This window comes from Pseudomonas sp. 22082, assembly GCF_052046055.1.
GTDB lineage: Bacteria > Pseudomonadota > Gammaproteobacteria > Pseudomonadales > Pseudomonadaceae > Aquipseudomonas > Aquipseudomonas pharyngis.
This window is the reverse complement of the sequence record NZ_JBQEQB010000007.1, coordinates 1-17,240: the sequence shown is the minus strand read 5'-3', so window position 1 is coordinate 17,240 and position 17,240 is coordinate 1. Positions and strand designations below refer to the sequence as shown.

At 59.8% G+C, this 17,240-nt stretch carries 18 protein-coding genes and 1 pseudogene; 6 read left to right on the top strand and 13 right to left on the bottom strand.

The window, feature by feature from the left end:
* Positions 1-165 precede the first annotated feature (165 nt).
* Positions 166-870: a hypothetical protein gene (locus ACTJK9_RS10140; protein ID WP_085610944.1), complete on the top strand. Its 705-nt coding sequence runs from the start codon at positions 166-168 to the stop codon at positions 868-870.
* A 70-nt stretch (positions 871-940) separates the two neighbouring features.
* Here the strand turns inward: ACTJK9_RS10140 and ACTJK9_RS10135 are convergent, their stop codons facing one another.
* The 9 genes from ACTJK9_RS10135 to hmpA form a co-directional block, all read right to left on the bottom strand.
* Positions 941-1,432: a RidA family protein gene (locus ACTJK9_RS10135; protein ID WP_011335841.1), complete on the bottom strand. Its 492-nt coding sequence runs from the start codon at positions 1,430-1,432 to the stop codon at positions 941-943.
* 230 nt (positions 1,433-1,662) lie between these two features.
* The gene (gene cyoE, locus ACTJK9_RS10130; protein ID WP_039765651.1) at positions 1,663-2,550 is read right to left on the bottom strand and encodes a heme o synthase; all 888 of its coding nucleotides are present in this window, start codon (positions 2,548-2,550) and stop codon (positions 1,663-1,665) included.
* A gap of 10 nt (positions 2,551-2,560) precedes the next feature.
* Positions 2,561-2,896, bottom strand: coding sequence for a cytochrome o ubiquinol oxidase subunit IV (gene cyoD / locus ACTJK9_RS10125; RefSeq protein WP_007956718.1), 336 nt, complete (start codon positions 2,894-2,896; stop codon positions 2,561-2,563).
* Positions 2,896-3,522 carry a cytochrome o ubiquinol oxidase subunit III gene (locus ACTJK9_RS10120; protein WP_007956720.1) on the bottom strand — a complete coding sequence of 209 codons (627 nt, stop codon included), beginning with the start codon at positions 3,520-3,522 and terminating at the stop codon, positions 2,896-2,898. The genes cyoD and ACTJK9_RS10120 overlap by 1 nt, the downstream gene beginning before the upstream one ends.
* A 3-nt stretch (positions 3,523-3,525) precedes the next feature.
* On the bottom strand, positions 3,526-5,556 hold the full coding sequence (gene cyoB, locus ACTJK9_RS10115; RefSeq protein WP_064383941.1) for a cytochrome o ubiquinol oxidase subunit I: 2,031 nt from the start codon (positions 5,554-5,556) through the stop codon (positions 3,526-3,528).
* Positions 5,557-5,559: 3 nt separating this feature from the next.
* Positions 5,560-6,501: a ubiquinol oxidase subunit II gene (gene cyoA / locus ACTJK9_RS10110; protein ID WP_011335843.1), complete on the bottom strand. Its 942-nt coding sequence runs from the start codon at positions 6,499-6,501 to the stop codon at positions 5,560-5,562.
* An 825-nt stretch (positions 6,502-7,326) separates the two neighbouring features.
* Entirely contained in the window at positions 7,327-7,836 is a 510-nt protein-coding gene (locus ACTJK9_RS10105) for a disulfide bond formation protein B (protein ID WP_007956723.1), read from the bottom strand.
* 25 nt (positions 7,837-7,861) lie between these two features.
* Positions 7,862-8,422 carry an ester cyclase gene (locus ACTJK9_RS10100; RefSeq protein ID WP_085610945.1) on the bottom strand — a complete coding sequence of 187 codons (561 nt, stop codon included), beginning with the start codon at positions 8,420-8,422 and terminating at the stop codon, positions 7,862-7,864.
* Positions 8,423-8,632: 210 nt separating this feature from the next.
* Positions 8,633-9,814: an NO-inducible flavohemoprotein gene (hmpA, locus tag ACTJK9_RS10095; protein WP_440813625.1), complete on the bottom strand. Its 1,182-nt coding sequence runs from the start codon at positions 9,812-9,814 to the stop codon at positions 8,633-8,635.
* A 163-nt stretch (positions 9,815-9,977) separates the two neighbouring features.
* On the opposite strand from hmpA, the gene norR reads away from it, so the two are divergent.
* The 5 genes from norR (at position 9,978) to ACTJK9_RS10070 (ending at position 14,286) form a co-directional block, all read left to right on the top strand.
* The gene (norR, locus tag ACTJK9_RS10090; protein WP_440813622.1) at positions 9,978-11,534 is read left to right on the top strand and encodes a nitric oxide reductase transcriptional regulator NorR; all 1,557 of its coding nucleotides are present in this window, start codon (positions 9,978-9,980) and stop codon (positions 11,532-11,534) included.
* A gap of 147 nt (positions 11,535-11,681) precedes the next feature.
* Positions 11,682-12,584, top strand: coding sequence for a chemotaxis protein CheV (locus ACTJK9_RS10085; RefSeq protein ID WP_011335848.1), 903 nt, complete (start codon positions 11,682-11,684; stop codon positions 12,582-12,584).
* Positions 12,585-12,611: 27 nt separating this feature from the next.
* Complete coding sequence (locus ACTJK9_RS10080; RefSeq protein ID WP_440813858.1) at positions 12,612-13,070, top strand: GNAT family N-acetyltransferase; 459 nt, start codon at positions 12,612-12,614, stop codon at positions 13,068-13,070.
* 61 nt (positions 13,071-13,131) lie between these two features.
* Positions 13,132-13,449 carry a hypothetical protein gene (locus ACTJK9_RS10075; protein ID WP_039765638.1) on the top strand — a complete coding sequence of 106 codons (318 nt, stop codon included), beginning with the start codon at positions 13,132-13,134 and terminating at the stop codon, positions 13,447-13,449.
* An 87-nt stretch (positions 13,450-13,536) separates the two neighbouring features.
* The gene (locus tag ACTJK9_RS10070; protein ID WP_414881374.1) at positions 13,537-14,286 is read left to right on the top strand and encodes a YkgJ family cysteine cluster protein; all 750 of its coding nucleotides are present in this window, start codon (positions 13,537-13,539) and stop codon (positions 14,284-14,286) included.
* On the opposite strand, the gene ACTJK9_RS10065 is transcribed toward ACTJK9_RS10070, so the two are convergent.
* From ACTJK9_RS10065 to ACTJK9_RS10050, 4 genes and pseudogenes are all read right to left on the bottom strand, one after another.
* Positions 14,283-15,347 (bottom strand): methyl-accepting chemotaxis protein, encoded by a 1,065-nt coding sequence (locus ACTJK9_RS10065; RefSeq protein ID WP_409348359.1) that lies wholly within the window; start codon positions 15,345-15,347, stop codon positions 14,283-14,285. The two genes, ACTJK9_RS10070 and ACTJK9_RS10065, sit on opposite strands and share 4 nt — an antisense overlap.
* A 243-nt stretch (positions 15,348-15,590) precedes the next feature.
* Positions 15,591-15,872 (bottom strand): annotated as a pseudogene (locus tag ACTJK9_RS10060) (PAS domain-containing protein); the annotation flags it as partial.
* 147 nt (positions 15,873-16,019) lie between these two features.
* The gene (locus ACTJK9_RS10055; RefSeq protein ID WP_039765632.1) at positions 16,020-16,247 is read right to left on the bottom strand and encodes a hypothetical protein; all 228 of its coding nucleotides are present in this window, start codon (positions 16,245-16,247) and stop codon (positions 16,020-16,022) included.
* A gap of 134 nt (positions 16,248-16,381) precedes the next feature.
* A complete protein-coding gene (locus ACTJK9_RS10050; protein ID WP_085610952.1) occupies positions 16,382-16,741 on the bottom strand; it encodes a DUF6124 family protein in 360 nt (119 codons plus the stop codon).
* Positions 16,742-17,240: the final 499 nt, after the last annotated feature.

The window sequence follows — 17,240 nt, the reverse complement described above, 5'->3', positions numbered from 1 at the left end:
GCTCGCGGTGCCAGGTTGCTCAACACAAATCATCCGGATAAATAATCGGCACCGCCGGCCCCTTGCTCCGTGACAACGCTGCCGCGCTCCCCTAAATTAGTCGGCCTGAAAAAGCCCCCAGCGCTTTCTCGTCTCATCTCAAGTTAAAAAAGTAGTGAAATTTCAATGTCCGATTTCAACACCGCTGAATCCGTAGTCACTCTGTCGTCCAAAGCGGAATACGAAAACTCCATCAATCTTTCACAACATATCCCACAGGCGAAGATCATCAGCGAGATGGTGCTGGACGCGTTCCAGTCGAGCCGCGAAAGCGATCAGATCCGCGAACTGCGCGCCGCGATCCGTCAGGCCCACGACCGCTTCGATGACGACCAGGCTTACGAGTTGATGGGCGAACTCAAGCGCCTGAAGGACGCCGAGGCTGCCGACATCGCCGCCCTCGAAGATCTGAGCAGCAAATTCCCGATCAGCCGCATCCTGTCCAGCTTCAAGGACGATCCGGCGTTCCAGGAAATCGTCTACGGCCTGGCCCTCAAGGTGCTGAACCAGACCCATCAGGCGATCAGCAACCCGAGCGGCGGCAAGAGCAAGGCCGCACGCGCCAAGAAAGACGTCGAAGTGTTCAGCATCAGCAAGGACGGCATCAGCGTGACCCTGCCAATGCGCACACCGCGTTCGCGCCTGAGCGTGGATCGCGAGGCGCTGGAATTCCTCGGCTTCACCTTCGTCGGCGAAGGCGACGAGGCGGAAATCGAAGGCGAAACGTTCGTCGACAACACCGGCGCCGAACACGCCATCAATCGCAAGAACATCATCACCGCCCTGCAACAGCAGACCGCGTTTGATGGCTACAGCATCGCCGCCCAGTAATACCGGGCGCTGACAAAAAAGCCCCGCACTGAAATTCAGGCGGGGCTTTTTGTTGTGCGGCTTTCAGCGATTACGCCGAAGGATGCACTGCGGCGATCATATCGACTTCGATGGCTGCGTTTTTCGGCAACTGATAGACGCCGACGGTGGTGCGGGTGTGTCGCCCGACATCGCCCAACACATAACTGAACACGTCCGACGCGCCATTGGCGACTTCGCTGAGGTCAACGAAATCCGGCGTGGACTTCACGTACACCGTGACCCGCAACAACGACCTGACCTTGTCCAGCGAACCGACTGCATCGACGATAAAGGCCAGACAGCGCATCGCACTGATGCTCGCCGCGGCCTGCGCATCCTTGAGCGTCAACTCCTGCCCCACCCGCCCCGGATACTGAATCTTGCCCTCGGTGCGCGGCACCATGCCGCTGATGTAGATCTCATCGCGATGACGGATCAACGGCGCGTAATTGCCACCCACCGTGTTCTCGCCATTGATGTCGTAGTTCAGCTCTTTTGCCAGGGCAATGAATCGCTCGTCGCAGGTCATCCTCTCAGTCATTTCGCCCAGCCTCTTGATCGATGCATGAAGTTGGATCCGAATCTAGGGCTTTTGCCTGTTGATCGCAACCTGTCGATTTCTAGCTAGTCGTTTCGAGGGAATGGCTGATTACCGCACCCCTTTGGTAGCGAGGCTGTTCACGACAAAGGACGTCGTTTCTCCATCATCCGAGCAACAAAAAACCCCGCTCATCTCTCGATGAGCGGGGTTTCTCGTACAACGTTCGAACCTTACGGCGCGTACGTCAGCAGCAGCTCGGTCGGCACCTTGAAGTCCAAGGACATCATGACGCTCAGCGCGGTGATGGTGAAGATCGAGAACACGAACAGCTTGCGTGCCCAGACCGTGTCATCCACCGCCTTGTAGCCGGTCCAGGCCATGTACAGCCAGTACATGCCCATGGCCGCGGCGACGGCGAGGTAGCTCATGCCGGCGTAACCGCTGAAGGTCAGCATCAACGTCGCCACGAGGAAGGCCAGGATGTAGAACAGGATGTGCTTCTTGGCCACCTGGATTCCGCGCTTCACTGGCAGCACCGGAATCGATGCGGCCAGGTAATCGTTGAAGCGGAAGATCGCGATGGCGTAGGAATGCGGCATCTGCCACAGGCTGAACATCACCAGCAGGGTCAGCGCGGCCATGTCGAAGCTGTTGGTCACGGCCACGTAACCGATCACCGGCGGCATCGCGCCCGACAGACTGCCCACCAGCGTGCCGTGAACCGACTTGCGCTTGAGGTACAGGCTGTAGAAGCCGACGTAGATGATGAAGCCGATCACGGCGAACAGGGCAGCCAACGGGTTGGCCACCTTGTACAGCAACGCAACGCCGGCGACACCCAGGACGGTCGCATAGACCAGGGCCAGTTTCAGGGAGATCAAGCCCTGGACCAGCACCCGGTTCTTGGTGCGCTCCATCTTCAGGTCGATGTCGCGGTCGATGCAGTTGTTGAACACGCAACCGGAGGCCACGACCAGGGAAGTGCCGATCATGGCTGCCAGAAACACGGCCAGATCGACATGCCCTTTCGAGGCCAGGAAGAACCCGCCTGCCACAGAAAGCACGTTACCGAAAATGATCCCCGGTTTGGTGATTTGGATAAAGTGCTTGAGCGACATCGGGTTTACCTCACTTCGCCATCATGTAGGTGTGGATGCTGAACATGATCCACAGCGACAGACCGACCAGCAGCACGATCACGATGGCCGTAAAGACGAACGCAATCACGTTGTTACGTTGAGCGATGGAACGGTCCAGGTGCAGGAAGTAATACAGGTGAACGATCACCTGGATCACGGCGAACAGCAGGACGATTGCCAGCGTCGTCGACTTCGGCAGGGTCGGGAACATCACCAGGCCGAACGGGATGACGGTCAGGATTACCGACAGGATGAAGCCGATGGCGTACGACTTTACGCTGCCGTGGCCAGCATCATGGCTGTCATGGGAGTGTGCATTAGCCATTACAGGGTCCCCATCAGGTAAACAACGGTGAATACGCAGATCCACACCACGTCCAGGAAGTGCCAGAACAGGCTCAGGCAGCTAAGACGGGTCTTGTTGGTCGCCGTCAGGCCGTGCTTGTTGACCTGGTACATCATGATGCCCATCCAGATCAGACCGGCGGACACGTGCAGACCGTGGGTACCGACCAGCGTGAAGAACGCCGACAGGAAGCCCGAACGGCTAGGACCGAAGCCCTCGGAGATCAGCAGGTGGAACTCGTTGATCTCCATGGCGATGAAGCCTGCGCCGAGCAGGAAGGTCATGAACAACCAGCCCAGAACCTGCTGCTTTTTACCCTTGTACAACGCCAGCATGGCGAAGCCGTAGGTGATCGAACTGAACAACAGCAGAGCGGTTTCGCCCAGCACGTATGGCAGTTCGAAGATGTCGTGGCCCGACGGGCCACCGGCGACGTTGTTTACCAGTACCGCGTACACCGCGAAGATCGACGCAAACAGAATGCAGTCGGTCATCAGGTAGAGCCAGAAACCGTATACGGTCATCTCGCCCGAGTCGTGGTGATGGTCATCGTGCCCATGGTCATGACCATGGGCGTGTCCAGCATTGGTCACTAAGTTCGACATTGTTTAAGCCTGTTCCAACTTGGTTTCAACACGGGTTGCGGAAGCAGGGATCTTCCCGGCCGCTACCAGACGCTTGTGCTGCTCGGCTTCGATGCGCTCGATCACGTCGACCGGCACCATGTAGCCCTGATCGTCACGTGCTGCGTGGATCACGAAGTAGATGACAGTGCCGGCCAGGCTGGCGATCGCCAACCACCAGATGTGCCAGATCATCGCGAAACCGAACACGGTCAGCAGTGCGCCCATCACCACGCCAGTGGCGGTGTTGTTCGGCATGTGGATCGGTTCGTACTTGGCCGGAGCCTTGTACGCGGTACCGTTTTCCTTGGCCTCGGTGAACGGATCGATGCAGTCTGCCTTTGGCAGTACAGCGAAGTTGTAGAACGGAGGTGGCGACGAGGTCGACCATTCCAGGGTATGGGCATTCCACGGGTCACCGTGTTCGCACATGTTTTCCGGTTTCTTGCGGTCACGCACCGACACGTACAGCTGGATCAGCTGGCAGGCGATACCCACAGCAATCATCACCGCACCGAACATGGCAACGTACAGGTACGGTACCCACTCAGGGTTGGTGGTGGCGTTCAGACGACGGGTCATGCCCATGAAGCCCAGAGCGTAGAGCGGCATGAACGCGACGAAGAAGCCCGAGATCCAGAACCAGAACGCTGCTTTACCCCAGCCTTCGTGCAGCTTGAAGCCGAACGCTTTCGGGAAGTAGAAGCCGAAGCCTGCGATGTAGCCGAATACCGCGCCGCCGATGATCACGTTGTGGAAGTGCGCGATCACGAACAGGCTGTTGTGCAGAACGAAGTCAGCACCCGGGATGGCCAGCAGTACGCCGGTCATGCCGCCGATGGCGAAGGTCACCATGAAGCCCAGGGTCCACAGAACCTGGCTGGTGAAGCGCAGACGGCCCTGGTAGATGGTGAACAGCCAGTTGAACAGCTTCACACCCGTCGGGATGGAAATCAGCATCGTCGCCAGACCGAAGAAGGCGTTGACGCTGGCACCCGAACCCATGGTGAAGAAGTGGTGCAGCCAAACCATGAAGCCCAGTACCGAGATCGCGCCCGAGGCGTAGATCATCGAGTGGTGGCCGAACAGTTTCTTGCCGGTGAAGGCCGAGATGACTTCCGAGAAAATGCCGAATGCCGGCAGGATCAGGATGTAAACCTCAGGGTGGCCCCATGCCCAGAACAGGTTGACGTACATCATTGGATTGCCACCAAGTTCATTGGTGAAAATGTGGAAATCCATGTAACGGTCAAGGGTCAGCAGTGCCAGGGTAGCGGTCAGGATCGGGAACGAAGCCACGATCAGAACGTTTGCCCAGGTGCAGGTCCAGGTGAAGATCGGCATGTCCATCAGTTTCATGCCAGGGGTACGCATTTTCAGCACGGTCGCGAGGAAGTTGACCCCGGTTAACGTTGTACCCAGACCCGATAGCTGTAGCGCCCAGATGTAGTAGTCCATCCCCACGCCAGGGCTGTATTGCAGACCCGACAGCGGTGGATAGGCAACCCAGCCGGTCTTGGCGAATTCGCCGACGCCCAGGGACAGGTTGATCAGCACGACGCCGGACACCAGCAGCCAGAAGCTCAGGGAGTTCAGGAACGGGAACGCAACGTCACGCGCGCCGATCTGCAGCGGCACTGCAAGGTTCATCAGGCCGGTGAAGAATGGCATCGCCATGAAGATGATCATGATTACACCGTGAGCGGTGAAGATCTGGTCATAGTGTTCAGGTGGCAGGTAGCCAGGCGAACCCTCGGTGGCCATGGCCAGCTGGGTCCGCATCATGATGGCGTCGGCAAAACCGCGCAGCAGCATGACCATGGCGACGATGATGTACATCACGCCGATTTTCTTGTGGTCGACCGACGTCAGCCACTCGGTCCACAGGTAAGTCCACTTCTTGAAGTAGGTGATTGCAGCGAACAACGCCAGACCACCGAGCGCGATCATCGAGATGGTGACCATCACGATCGGCTCGTGGAAAGGGATCGCTTCCCAACTTAATTTACCAAACATCGTTTACTCCTCTGCCCCGGCAGCTGAATGCGAATTCGAGTCCATATCCGTTGCCGCCACTTCTTTCTCTTTCTTCTCGTGCTTCAGCGGCTTGCCTGGTTTCATGCCTTCGTACTTGTCGACGATGGTCTGGAACAGGTTCGGCGTGACCGAGGAGTAGAGCTCGACTGGATTGTTCTGGCTTGGCTTGGCAAGGGCTGCGTATTCAGCGGCTTCAAGCTGTTTAGGTGCCTTTTTGACTTCACTTACCCAGGCGTCGAAATCTTCCTGAGAAGTTGCGATCGCTTTGAATTTCATACCGGTGAAACCAGCGCCGCTGTAGTTGGCGGAGATGCCGTCCATCTCAGCGTTGCGGTCAGCGATCAGGTGCAGCTTGGTGGTCATGCCCGCCATCGCGTAGATCTGGCCGCCCAGGCCAGGGATGAAGAACGAGTTCATCACCGCGTCCGAAGTGATCCGGAAGTTAACTGGCGTGTGCGCCGGGAAAACGATCTTGTTGACCGTGGCGATGCCTTGTTCCGGGTAGATGAACAGCCACTTCCAGTCCAGCGCGACCACTTCGATGGTCACCGGCTTGACGTCGGATTCGATCGGACGATACGGATCCAGCGAGTGGGTCGACTTGTAGGTGATGTAACCCAGGGCAATGATGATCAGGACCGGGATGGTCCAGACTGCCACTTCGATCTTGGTCGAGTGCGACCATTTCGGGGTGTAGACGGCGTTCTTGTTGGAGGCGCGGTACTTCCAGGCGAACAGGAAGGTCATGACGATGACCGGCACAACGACCAACAGCATCAGCAGCGTGGCGGTGATGATCAGGTTGCGCTGTTCCAGGCCGACCTGGCCCGTTGGATTGAGCAAGGTCATGTTGCAGCCTCCCAGCAACAACGTGCCGAGCAGCGGCACTAGGCCTAGTAATCTGGGGTACCTGTTTTTACTCATCTCACGACCTCTAAAGCAGCTTGCGCAATGCAGTTGGGTTTTGATCGCCAACACTTCACCCTGCCAAGGGTTGGCATTTTCTTTGGATTGAATAAGGGCCGCCCGTCGCGCGTCAGACGCTCGACAAAACCTGGGACAGCGGTCAGTTCTTATTCGAATTCGTGGTCAAAGGCCTTGTTACAGACCAATTCCATTTGGTGCGGAAAGTTGGAAAGGCACCGACACCTGGGTGTCTCGCAAGCCTCTCGGCTGCCCGACACCCGACTTCCTGCTCGCCTCCTTAATAAAGGCTGAACAGTGCCGGGAATTCAGTGCGGGCGATTGTAGATAGGTAGCGCCCTATACACCATGTCTTATCCCGAAATAATTTTTATCGCTCAGAGCAACAATCCATCATCGTTTTTGCAAAAGTGCCCCATGTTATCGAAATCGATTCTCAACAAAAACATCAAAAAATGTAGGCCTATCGGCCTCAGTTCAGACAGCTCCGAGAGCTTTTTCCCACGGCGCGATCCGCGCAAAGCCCGATATGCCAAGGCTTTTGGCCATCTGTCAGAGTCTGTTAAAACTGCCTGATCCGGCACTCCCGTGCAAAAACCAAAAAACTCTGAAACAGACCAATCCTTTTTTGTAACAGCACTCCAATCCGGGCCTGTGAACCGCGCTGCGACTGGGCGCGTGTGACAACATGTCGCACACCTGTCGCCCCCTTACTTGCCGTTCGTCACGGTGTTTTCACACAGACCCTGAAATGCCAAACGCCTCAATCTGCGTCACCGCAAATCGAGGCGTTTGTTTTATCGGCGCACGCGCCGAAAAGTTGATTCAGCGCAACGCTTTTCGGTTACGCGAGGTCAGCAGCGGCACCAGAATCACCACCAGCACGAAGGCCACCAGCGCCCATTGCGCCAGCGACAGACCGAGGATCGGCGGGTACGGCGTCGAGCAGAAACCGTCGACCTGGAAGCCCAGCGGGAAGATCTTCGCCAGCGGCAGGTCATCGACGATCGGCTGCAACACATCGATGCCGCAGCTCACCGCCGGATAGAACTGGGTGTACACGTGATGCCCGGCGACGCCGGCCCCGGCGATGGCACAAATCACCACCAGCACCTCGAACACGGTGATGCTGCGCCGGGTGCGCATGGCCGCGCCGATGAACGCGAACAACGCGATCAGCAGCAACGCATAACGCTGCAGGATGCACAGCGGGCACGGCGCCTCGCCCAGCACGATCTGCATGTACAGCGCGCCGCCGATCAGCGCCAGGCAGATGATGCCCAGCAACACCAGATAGCGCCGCTCACGTCCCAATCGAATCGTTTCCTCGCTCATCGCGTTTCCCTTTCAAGTCCATGGTTCAGCTGGCCGGCGGCTGCGCTTGCAGTTGCGCCATCAGGCTGATGTTGTCTTCGATATGCCAATTGGCCGCGATGCGACCGTTGTCGATCTGATAAATATCGGTTGCCCGGAAGTCTACACGCTGGCCCTGCCCTTTGAGAGCCTTGAAGGTGCCGGTGAAATGCCCGCGAAAGTGCAGGTGCACCACCACGCGATCCCCGGCGACGATCATTTGTTCGATCTCGCAACTCAAGTCCGGCACCGCCGTGCGAAAGAACCTCGACGCCAGCAACGGCCCGGTCGGTCCCTGCACCCGGCCTTCCGGCGGGGTCTTGTCGACGAACTGCGGCGACAGGGCGGCGGTGGCCAACGCCTCTTCGCCCGTGTTCCAGAAACTGCCATAACGCCGCGCCGCCAGCTCCATCGCATCACGCTGGGCCTTGGGCAGGCTCTGATCGACGATCAGGGTCTGGGGTTCGATCAAGGCGGATTCGGCGAAGGCGAACGGACTGGACAGCAAGGCAACCGACAGGCCCAAAGTGGCCAGGCTGAAACGACGGGAAGAGGCGAAGTGCGACATGGGGACGATCCTGATCATGTAAACGAACGAGCGCCTATCATCAGCATCGGGGAATAAACGATAAACCGGTTAAGAAACGATTAACCTTTAAACAGAATTTAAGAATCAAGTCCGCGTAACGGCCAATCGCGGGCAAGCCCGCTCCCACATTGAAATGCATTCCAATGTGGGAGCGGGCTTGCCCGCGAATGAAGGCGACTCGGTTCCGGATTATTCCAGAGCAGCAGCCGGCCCGAAGAACTCATACCGGCTCTGCTTCTCAGGCACGCCCAGCGCCTTCAGGTGACGCTTGATCGCCCCCATGAAACCTTTCGGCCCGAGGAAGTAAGCGTCCACATCACGCTCCACCGGCAGCCACTCGCCCAGTTGCTCTTCACTCAACAACCCGACCTTGTCCGCCGCCGGGCTCACGCCGTCATCTTCGGCGTAGCAATAGAAGCGCTTGAGCTGCGGATGGCGCGCGGCCAGCCCGTCGACCCAGTCCCGAAACGCATGCACGCTGCCGTTGCGCGCACTGTGAATGAAGTACACCGGACGCTCGGTTTCCAGCGCCGCTTCCAGCATCGCCAGCGTCGGCGTGATGCCGACGCCGCCGCTGATCAGCACCAGCGGTTTGTCGCTGGCAGTCAGAGTGAACTCACCCGATGGCGGGAACAGCTGAATGCTGGCGCCGACGTGCAGTTGATCGTGCAGGTAATTGGAGGCACGGCCGCCCGGTTCGCGTTTGACGCTGATGCGGTACTGACCTTTGTTGGCCAGGGCAGACAGCGAGTAGTTGCGGCGGATTTCTTCGCCGTCGAGGATCAGCTTCATGCCGATGTACTGACCCGGCTCGGCGGCGAGGATCGGGCCCTTGTCCGCCGGTTCGAAGTAGAACGAGGTGATTTCCGCGCTCTCCTCGACCTTGGCCGCGACAATGAACTCCCGCGCCCCGCGCCAGCCGCCGACGGCTTGTTCTTTCTGGTCATAGATCGCGGTTTCGGCGCCGATCAGGATATCGGCCAATTGACCGTAGGCTGCGCCCCAGGCACTCATCACTTGCGGGGTGGCGATTTCTTCGCCGAGCACTTCGGAGATGGCGCGCAGCAGGCAGGTGCCGACGATCGGGTAGTGCTCCGGCAGGATTTGCAGGGCCACGTGCTTGTTGATGATCTTGGCCACCAGATCGCCCAACTGGTCGAGTTGATCGATGTGGCGGGCGTACATCAACACACCGTTGGCCAGAGCGCGAGGCTGGTCACCGCTGGCCTGGTGGGCCTGGTTGAACAGCGGGCGGACTTCCGGGTACTCGGAGAGCATCATCCGGTAGAAGTGGGTGATCAGCGCTTCACCGCCGCTTTCCAGCAGAGGCACGGTGGACTTGATGATGGCACGATCCTGGACGCTAAGCATAAGGGTGACTCCTGAGCTTTCTCTAAAAGTGCCTTATCCATTCCAGTATTCGTGCCAACTATTTTTTCTATATAAATCAATATCTTGAAAATTTTGTAGTCAGATCGACACAAGCACATCTATAGTCGCTTCGACTACAACGTGTCTCTTTGACTACAAGCCTATGTCCGCCAAATCATTGCTCACCGCCCTGCTTCCACTGGTTTCCGACCTGTCCCGCGAACTGCCCGAAGGCGAGCGCTACCGGCGCCTGCTCGAAGCCATGCGCGCCCTGCTGCCCTGCGATGCCGCCGCATTGTTGCGCCTCGACGGTGAGTGGCTGGTGCCGCTGGCGGTGGACGGTTTGAGCACCGATACCCTCGGCCGGCGCTTCAAGGTCAGCGAACACCCGCGCTTTGAAGTGCTGCTGGCCGGTGAAGGGCCGACCCGCTTCGCCGCCGACAGCGATTTGCCCGACCCTTACGACGGGCTGGTCGACGGCCTCGACGATCATCTTGAAGTTCACGATTGCCTCGGCTGTCCGTTGTTCGTCGATGAAAAACTCTGGGGCCTGATCACCCTCGACGCCCTCGATCCGGAGCGTTTCGAACCGATCGAACTCGACGCCCTGCAAGCCTTCGCCAGCCTCGCCTCGGCCACTGTGAATGCCGCCGAACGCATCGAACGTCTGGCGATCCGCGCCGAAGACGAACATCAGCGCGCCGAGGTCTATCGCCAGGCCAGCGGCCAGCAGAACCGCGAAATGATCGGCCAGAGCAAGGCGCATAAACGGCTGGTGGAAGAGATCAACCTGGTCGGCGGCAGCGACCTGACCGTGTTGATCACTGGCGAAACCGGAGTCGGCAAGGAACTGGTGGCCCAGGCGATTCACGCTGCCTCCAAGCGCGCCGACAAACCGATCATCAGCCTCAACTGCGCCGCCCTGCCGGATACCTTGGTGGAAAGCGAACTGTTCGGCCATGTGCGCGGCGCCTTCACCGGTGCCACCAGCGACCGGCGCGGCAAGTTCGAACTGGCCAATGGCGGCACGCTGTTTCTCGATGAAGTCGGCGAGTTGTCGCTCACCGTCCAGGCCAAGCTGTTGCGGGTGTTGCAGAGCGGCCAGTTGCAGCGCCTGGGTTCGGACAAGGAACATCAGGTCGACGTGCGCCTGATCGCTGCGACCAACCGTGATCTGGCCGAAGAAGTGCGCAGCGGCCGCTACCGCGCCGACTTCTACCATCGCCTCAGCGTCTACCCGTTGCGGGTGCCGGCGCTGCGTGACCGGGGGCGCGATGTGCTGCTGCTCAGCGGCTATTTCCTGGAACAGAACCGCTCGCGCATGGGCCTCAACAGCCTGCGCCTGAACAGCGACGCCCAGGAAGCGCTGCTGGCCTACACCTGGCCGGGTAACGTGCGGGAACTGGAACACCTGATCGGACGCAGCGCACTGAAAGCGCTGGGCAACTGCAAGGTGCGGCCGAAGATTCTCAGCCTCAGTGCGCTGGATCTCGATCTGCCGCGCGAGGTTGTGGATAACTCACCGGCGCCGTCCGAAGCAGCCACCCTCCAGCCGTTGATCAGCGGCGACCTGCGCACCGCCACCGAGCAGTATCAGCGGCAGTTGATCAGTGCAGCGCTTGAGCGCAATCGGGACAACTGGGCCAGTGCGGCGCGGGAGCTGGGGCTGGACCGGGCGAATCTGGGGCGGATGGCGAAGCGGTTGGGGATGAAAAGCTGAAATGTGCTTCAAGTTCAAAAGCGCCTTCATCGGAACGCCACCCGACAACTAACCTAAAGCCCAACCTTTTGGCGCCGATAACCCGGCATCAATAGTTTCTGGCGACTTCCACCCTCGCCCACCCACCTTTCTCCACAGAAGGTTTTTATGTCTTCCAACAAAGCCCGCGCAGATTCACTTTCGCTTCTGCTGTTTACCTTGCGCAGCGGCAAGCTGATGGCGATCAACCTGCTGAAGGTCAGTGAAATCATCCCCTGCCCGCCGCTGACCAAGTTGCCGGAGTCGCACCCGCACGTCAAAGGCATCGCCACCCTGCGCGGTGCTTCGCTGTCGGTGATCGATCTGAGCCGGGCCATCGGCGAGCGGCCGTTGGAAGATCCGAACGGCGGCTGCCTGATCGTCACCGACGTCAGCCGTTCGAAACAGGGCCTGCATGTGCAGGCGGTGAGCAAGATCGTGCATTGCCTGACCACCGACATCAAACCGCCGCCGTTTGGTTCCGGCGGTTCGCGCGCCTACATCACCGGCGTGACTTCGGTCGACGGCACGCTGGTGCAGGTGCTGGACATTGAAAAAGTCATCCACGGCATCGCCCCGGCACAGATCGAAATGGCCCCGACCGAGCTGAGCATGGAAGACGCCGAAGTGCTGGGCAACGCGCGGATCCTGGTGGTCGACGACAGTCAGGTGGCACTGCAGCAATCGGTGCACACCCTGCGCAACCTCGGCCTGCAATGCCACACTGCGCGCAGCGCCAAGGAAGCCATCGACTGCCTGCTGGACCTGCAAGGCACGGCGCAGCAGATCAACCTGATCGTCTCCGACATTGAAATGTCCGAGATGGACGGTTACGCCTTCACCCGCACCCTGCGCGAAACCCCGGACTTCGCCCACCTCTACGTGCTGCTGCATACCTCACTCGACAGCGCGATGAACAGCGAAAAGGCCCGCCTCGCCGGAGCCAACGGCGTGCTGACCAAGTTCTCCTCGCCCGAGCTGACCCACTGCCTGATCGAAGCGGCCAAGCATGTCGCTGCTCAGGGTCACTGAGTCTTGAGCGAGACGTTCTGTTTTCTGATGCGGCGCGACCTGAGCCAGGACGTGCCGACCATCGAATGGCCGAACGGCATCGAACTCACGACTTACAGCGCCGAACGCGCATCCGCCGTGCATGAACTGATGCAGATCGGCTACCGCGAAGGCGGTGGCCGGGTGCCGGCGCTGGACGTCTGGCAACAGCAGTTCGAAACCGATCCGGAATACGATCCGGCACTGTGTTTCATCGCCAGCGATGCCGAAGGCGTCATTGGCCTGGCGCAGTGCTGGACCAGTTCCTACATCAAGAATCTGGTGGTGCATCCTCGGGGGCAAGGTCGGGGATTGGGTCGGGCGTTGCTGCTTCATGCGTTCAAGGCGTTTCGGGATCGACGCGAAGGGTTTGTCGATCTGAAGGTGCTGGAGAGCAATCAGCGAGCGCAGCGCTTGTACGAAATGTCTGGAATGTATGTGGTTCGCCGGGAATTGGTGCCGGACTGACAAACTAAAATCCTGCGGCATACTCCAACCTTGGCGATCAACTTCCAAGGATGCCCGAGCCATGAAACGCCTCGCCCTCTCCGTACTTTGCCTCATCGCCCCGTTGGCCCACGCCTCCAGCCCCGACGCCTGGGCGGCCTACGACAAAGCCGTGCTCGCCAGCTGCACCAAGGCCAGCGGCCTGAAAAACGCCAAACCGGTCGGCAACGCCGCGCAATTCGATGACCGCGTCGGCTACACCGCGCTGTTGCTGCAAGGCCAGTACCCGCAAAAACACATGAAGGGCCAGCAAGGCACCGAGCTTTGCCTGTACAACAAAAAGTCGAAAACCGCGTTCGTCACCGAATGGGACTCGATCCGCCCGACCGCCAAACCCTGAGCGAATGGCGCACAACTTGCTTCACTCCGGGCCTGTACGGCGGCTTTATGTCGCCGATTCACACCCTGATTGAAGATTGCCCGCTCAATGAATACGACCTTTTCCTGCGTAGGCTGCGGCAAATGCTGCACCGATCACCATGTGCCCCTGACCCTGGCCGAAGCCCGCATGTGGGCGGCTGACGGCGGTCAGGTGATCGTGCTGGTGGAGGCGTTTCTTGCCAACGGCCTGGGCCTGCCGGAACAGCAGCGTGAACACGCTCAGCGGCGTTCGGCGGTGGTGCGCAGCGGAATGTCCGACGCCCACGTCGCGATCACTTTCGCCGCCTACAACGTCGGCCCCTGCCGGAATCTTGACGAAGACAAGCTGTGCCGCATCTACGAGCGTCGGCCGCTGGTGTGTCGCATTTATCCCGCCGAAATCAATCCGCACATCCCGCTGAACCCTGCCGCCAAGGACTGCCCGCCAGAATCGTGGGAGCAAGGGCCGCAACTGATCGTCGGCGGTGAGCTGGTGGATCAGGAACTGGTGACGCTGATCCAGCGCTCGCGTCAGGCCGATCGCGACGACATCCGGATCAAGGACGCGATCTGCGGTTTGCTCGGCATCCGCACCACCGCGCTTAAGGGCGATGGGTTCACCGCGTACCTGCCGGACATGGGCGCGTTTGCCTCGGTGATCGATCAGGTCGCGGCGCAGCCATTGAGCGAAGTTTCCAGCGAATGGCTGTTCCATGTCTCCGGCGACGACATCGCCGGGCAAGTGCGGGCGGCCGGGGCACAGGTGGTGTCCGAGCCGCCGCAGACCTACGCGTTCATTTCACTGCGAGCAGCCTAAGCGCCCTGCCGCCGCCCCCAGAACTCCCGCGCCAGCGAACGCAAATCCCCCGCCAGCCCCGCCACATCCTCTGAGTTGAGCTGGCTCTGGCGCCCTTCATCCACCGTCAACTCGCACGCCGTGCGAATACTGACGATGTTGCGGTTGATGTCCTCGCTCACCGCGCTCTGCTCCTCGACCGCTGCGGCAATCTGCAGACTCATCTCGGTGATCTGCTCGACCCGCCCGCTGATTCCGTCCAGTGCCCGGGCCGCACGCTGGGCCTGTTCGACGCTGTTATCCACATGCTCGCTGCTCTGCTGCATCACCAGCACCGCATCCCGCGCGCCGTTTTGCAGGGTGCTGATCATCCGTTGAATCTCGTTGGTCGACTGCTGAGTACGCTGAGCCAGACCACGCACCTCATCGGCCACCACTGCAAACCCACGTCCCGCATCCCCGGCCCGCGCAGCTTCGATCGCGGCGTTGAGCGCCAGCAGATTGGTCTGCTCGGCGATGCTGCGAATCACCTCCAGCACCCCGGAAATCTCGATGCTGTGGCCTTCGAGCTGATGAATTACCTCGGTCGCCCGCCCCAACTCCTCGGCCAGCCGCAACACTGCACTGCGACTCTCGCCCACCAGCAGATGACCTTCACGGGTTTCCGTACCCGCCATGTCCGCCGCCACCGACGCCTGCTGCGCATGGCTGGCCACCTCGGCCACACTGGCCGCCATCTGATGAATCGCCGCCGCCACCTGATCGGTTTCCGCCTGCTGCGCCAACGTGCTGGTGTGACTGCTGTGCAGATGATCGACCAATTGCGCCGCATGCCCGGCCAGCCGCTGCGATGCATCACCGATCCGCCCCACCACCGCGCCGACCTGCGCTTCAAGCATCTGCAAGGCAAACTCGATCTGCCCGAACTGATCCCGCCGCCCGGTATAAATGCCCTGGCTCAACGGGTTATCGGCAATCAGCCGGGCACGCTCGGTCAAATGCTCCAGCGGCCGCAATAACCAACCCACGCCCAGCGCACAGGCGCCACTGCCGGCCACCAGCGCAGCGGCTTCGATGCCCATGGACTCCGGCCGCAGCCAGGCTTCCATCCCCAGCACCAGCGCCAGCACCGAACTGGTCAACGCCATGATCTTCGCCCGCAAACTCAGGCTCGGCAGCCACTGCCACCGCGCCACCCGCCCCTCGCGCAACTGCGCATACGCCCGCTCCGCCGCCGCCATCTGCCGCGCATCCGGCCGTGTACGCACCGACTGATACTCCACCGCCGCACCGTTCTGCGTGACCGGCGTGACATAGGCACTGACCCAGTAGTGATCACCGTTCTTGCAACGATTCTTCACCAGCCCCATCCACGACCGCCCGCGCTTTAGCGTCTGCCACATATGGGCAAACGCCTGCGCCGGCATGTCCGGATGACGCAGCAAATTGTGCGGCGCACCCAGCAGCTCGTCGCGGCTGTAACCGCTGATCCTGATGAAGTCGTCGTTGGCGTAGGTGATTGCGCTGGTCAGATCGGTGGTCGAGAGAATGTTCGCATCCGGCGCAACATCGACATTGCGCCCGGTCACCGGGAGATTGATCTTCATGAAAAGCGCGCTCGTTTTATTGGAAAGAGTCGGCAGGGCTGCTGACTCTAAGCGCACTCACTGGTTAAACGTTGATCTGGCTCAGGAACTGAGCAATTAGCCATCACTGTGACCGAAAATCACAGCGTCGGCCGAGGCGGGAATGAATCAGCGCTTGCCCATCGAACGGCGAGTACCCGAAGGCGCCACACCCGGAATCTTGGCGTGACGATCACCGTCCTTGCCCTTGAATTGCGGCTGCTTGGCCGCTTTGGCCGCCGCCAGCTCACCTGGCTTGAACGGAAACTTGAACGCAGGAATGGTCGGCTTGGATTCGCCGGCCTCGGCCAGCTCTGCCGGGACATCGCTCACAGCGTTGTCGATTGGGGAAGTCATGAAAGCTCCGCGAAGCAAAAAGTCCGGCCCGGTGGACGAGCCGCGAAAGCGCGCAGTATACCTGCGTGTGCGGAGTTTAAAGAGTCCCCAAAAGGGTACGACCGGTCCCTTTTGGGAACTCTTCGACTAGCGGATCACGTTTGCGGATCAACCCGATCCAGCGCCCTGTTCACCGCCAACTCGGCCAGCATGATGATCTGCTGGATTCCCAGCGCCGTACTGCGCTGCGGGCCCGAAAGCTCATTGGCGAAATTGCTGGCGATGGTACTGGCCGAGGCCAGGGATTCGCAGGCATTGGCCAGCAGGCTTTCGGTGTCGACGTTGGGAGTGACCATATACATCGTGCTCGGGCGAGGTTTGGCAGGGTTGGGGCAGAGGTAATAATCGAGGGCGCGTTTGATGGCTTCGCGGTTACGGGCGAGGTCTTCGGCGCGCATGGCCTCTTCGAGTGGGGTGGGGGATTCGAGGGGTGGGTCGGGTATCAGTTTGTCCATGAAAAACTCCTACTTGGCTATGGAGCCATCCCTTGTCGTTTCCACACGACAAGAGGTGGCAGCTGTACGCAGGGTGGAAAACCGATAAGTAGGCAACCGGCCAGACCGAAGTCTGCCTGCGCACAGCCGCCGCGACGCAGTTTGCAGACGAAAGAAGACATCGGCAACGATTACGGGGAGATGCTTTGCAACTACTTGAAATCAGGTTTCCACACCTGTTCGCTGAATTGGCAGCGACAGCCAAAGACTAGAGAGCGCACTTCCGACGGACAACCTGAAAACATTGTGGGAAGGATCGCCGAAACAGACACAACTTTTAAACATTCGAGAATGGAACGCGGAGCGTCCCGGGCGGCATTCCCACGCGGAGCGTGGGAACGATCAAACAGTCCGCAGTTGTTTTCCGTTTTCCGCTGTTCGCTTCCCACCACTCAAAACAATGAGCGTTAGCTCGAGTACCGCTCTTGACGTGCCGGCCCCATCGGAAGGCTGAGTGGAG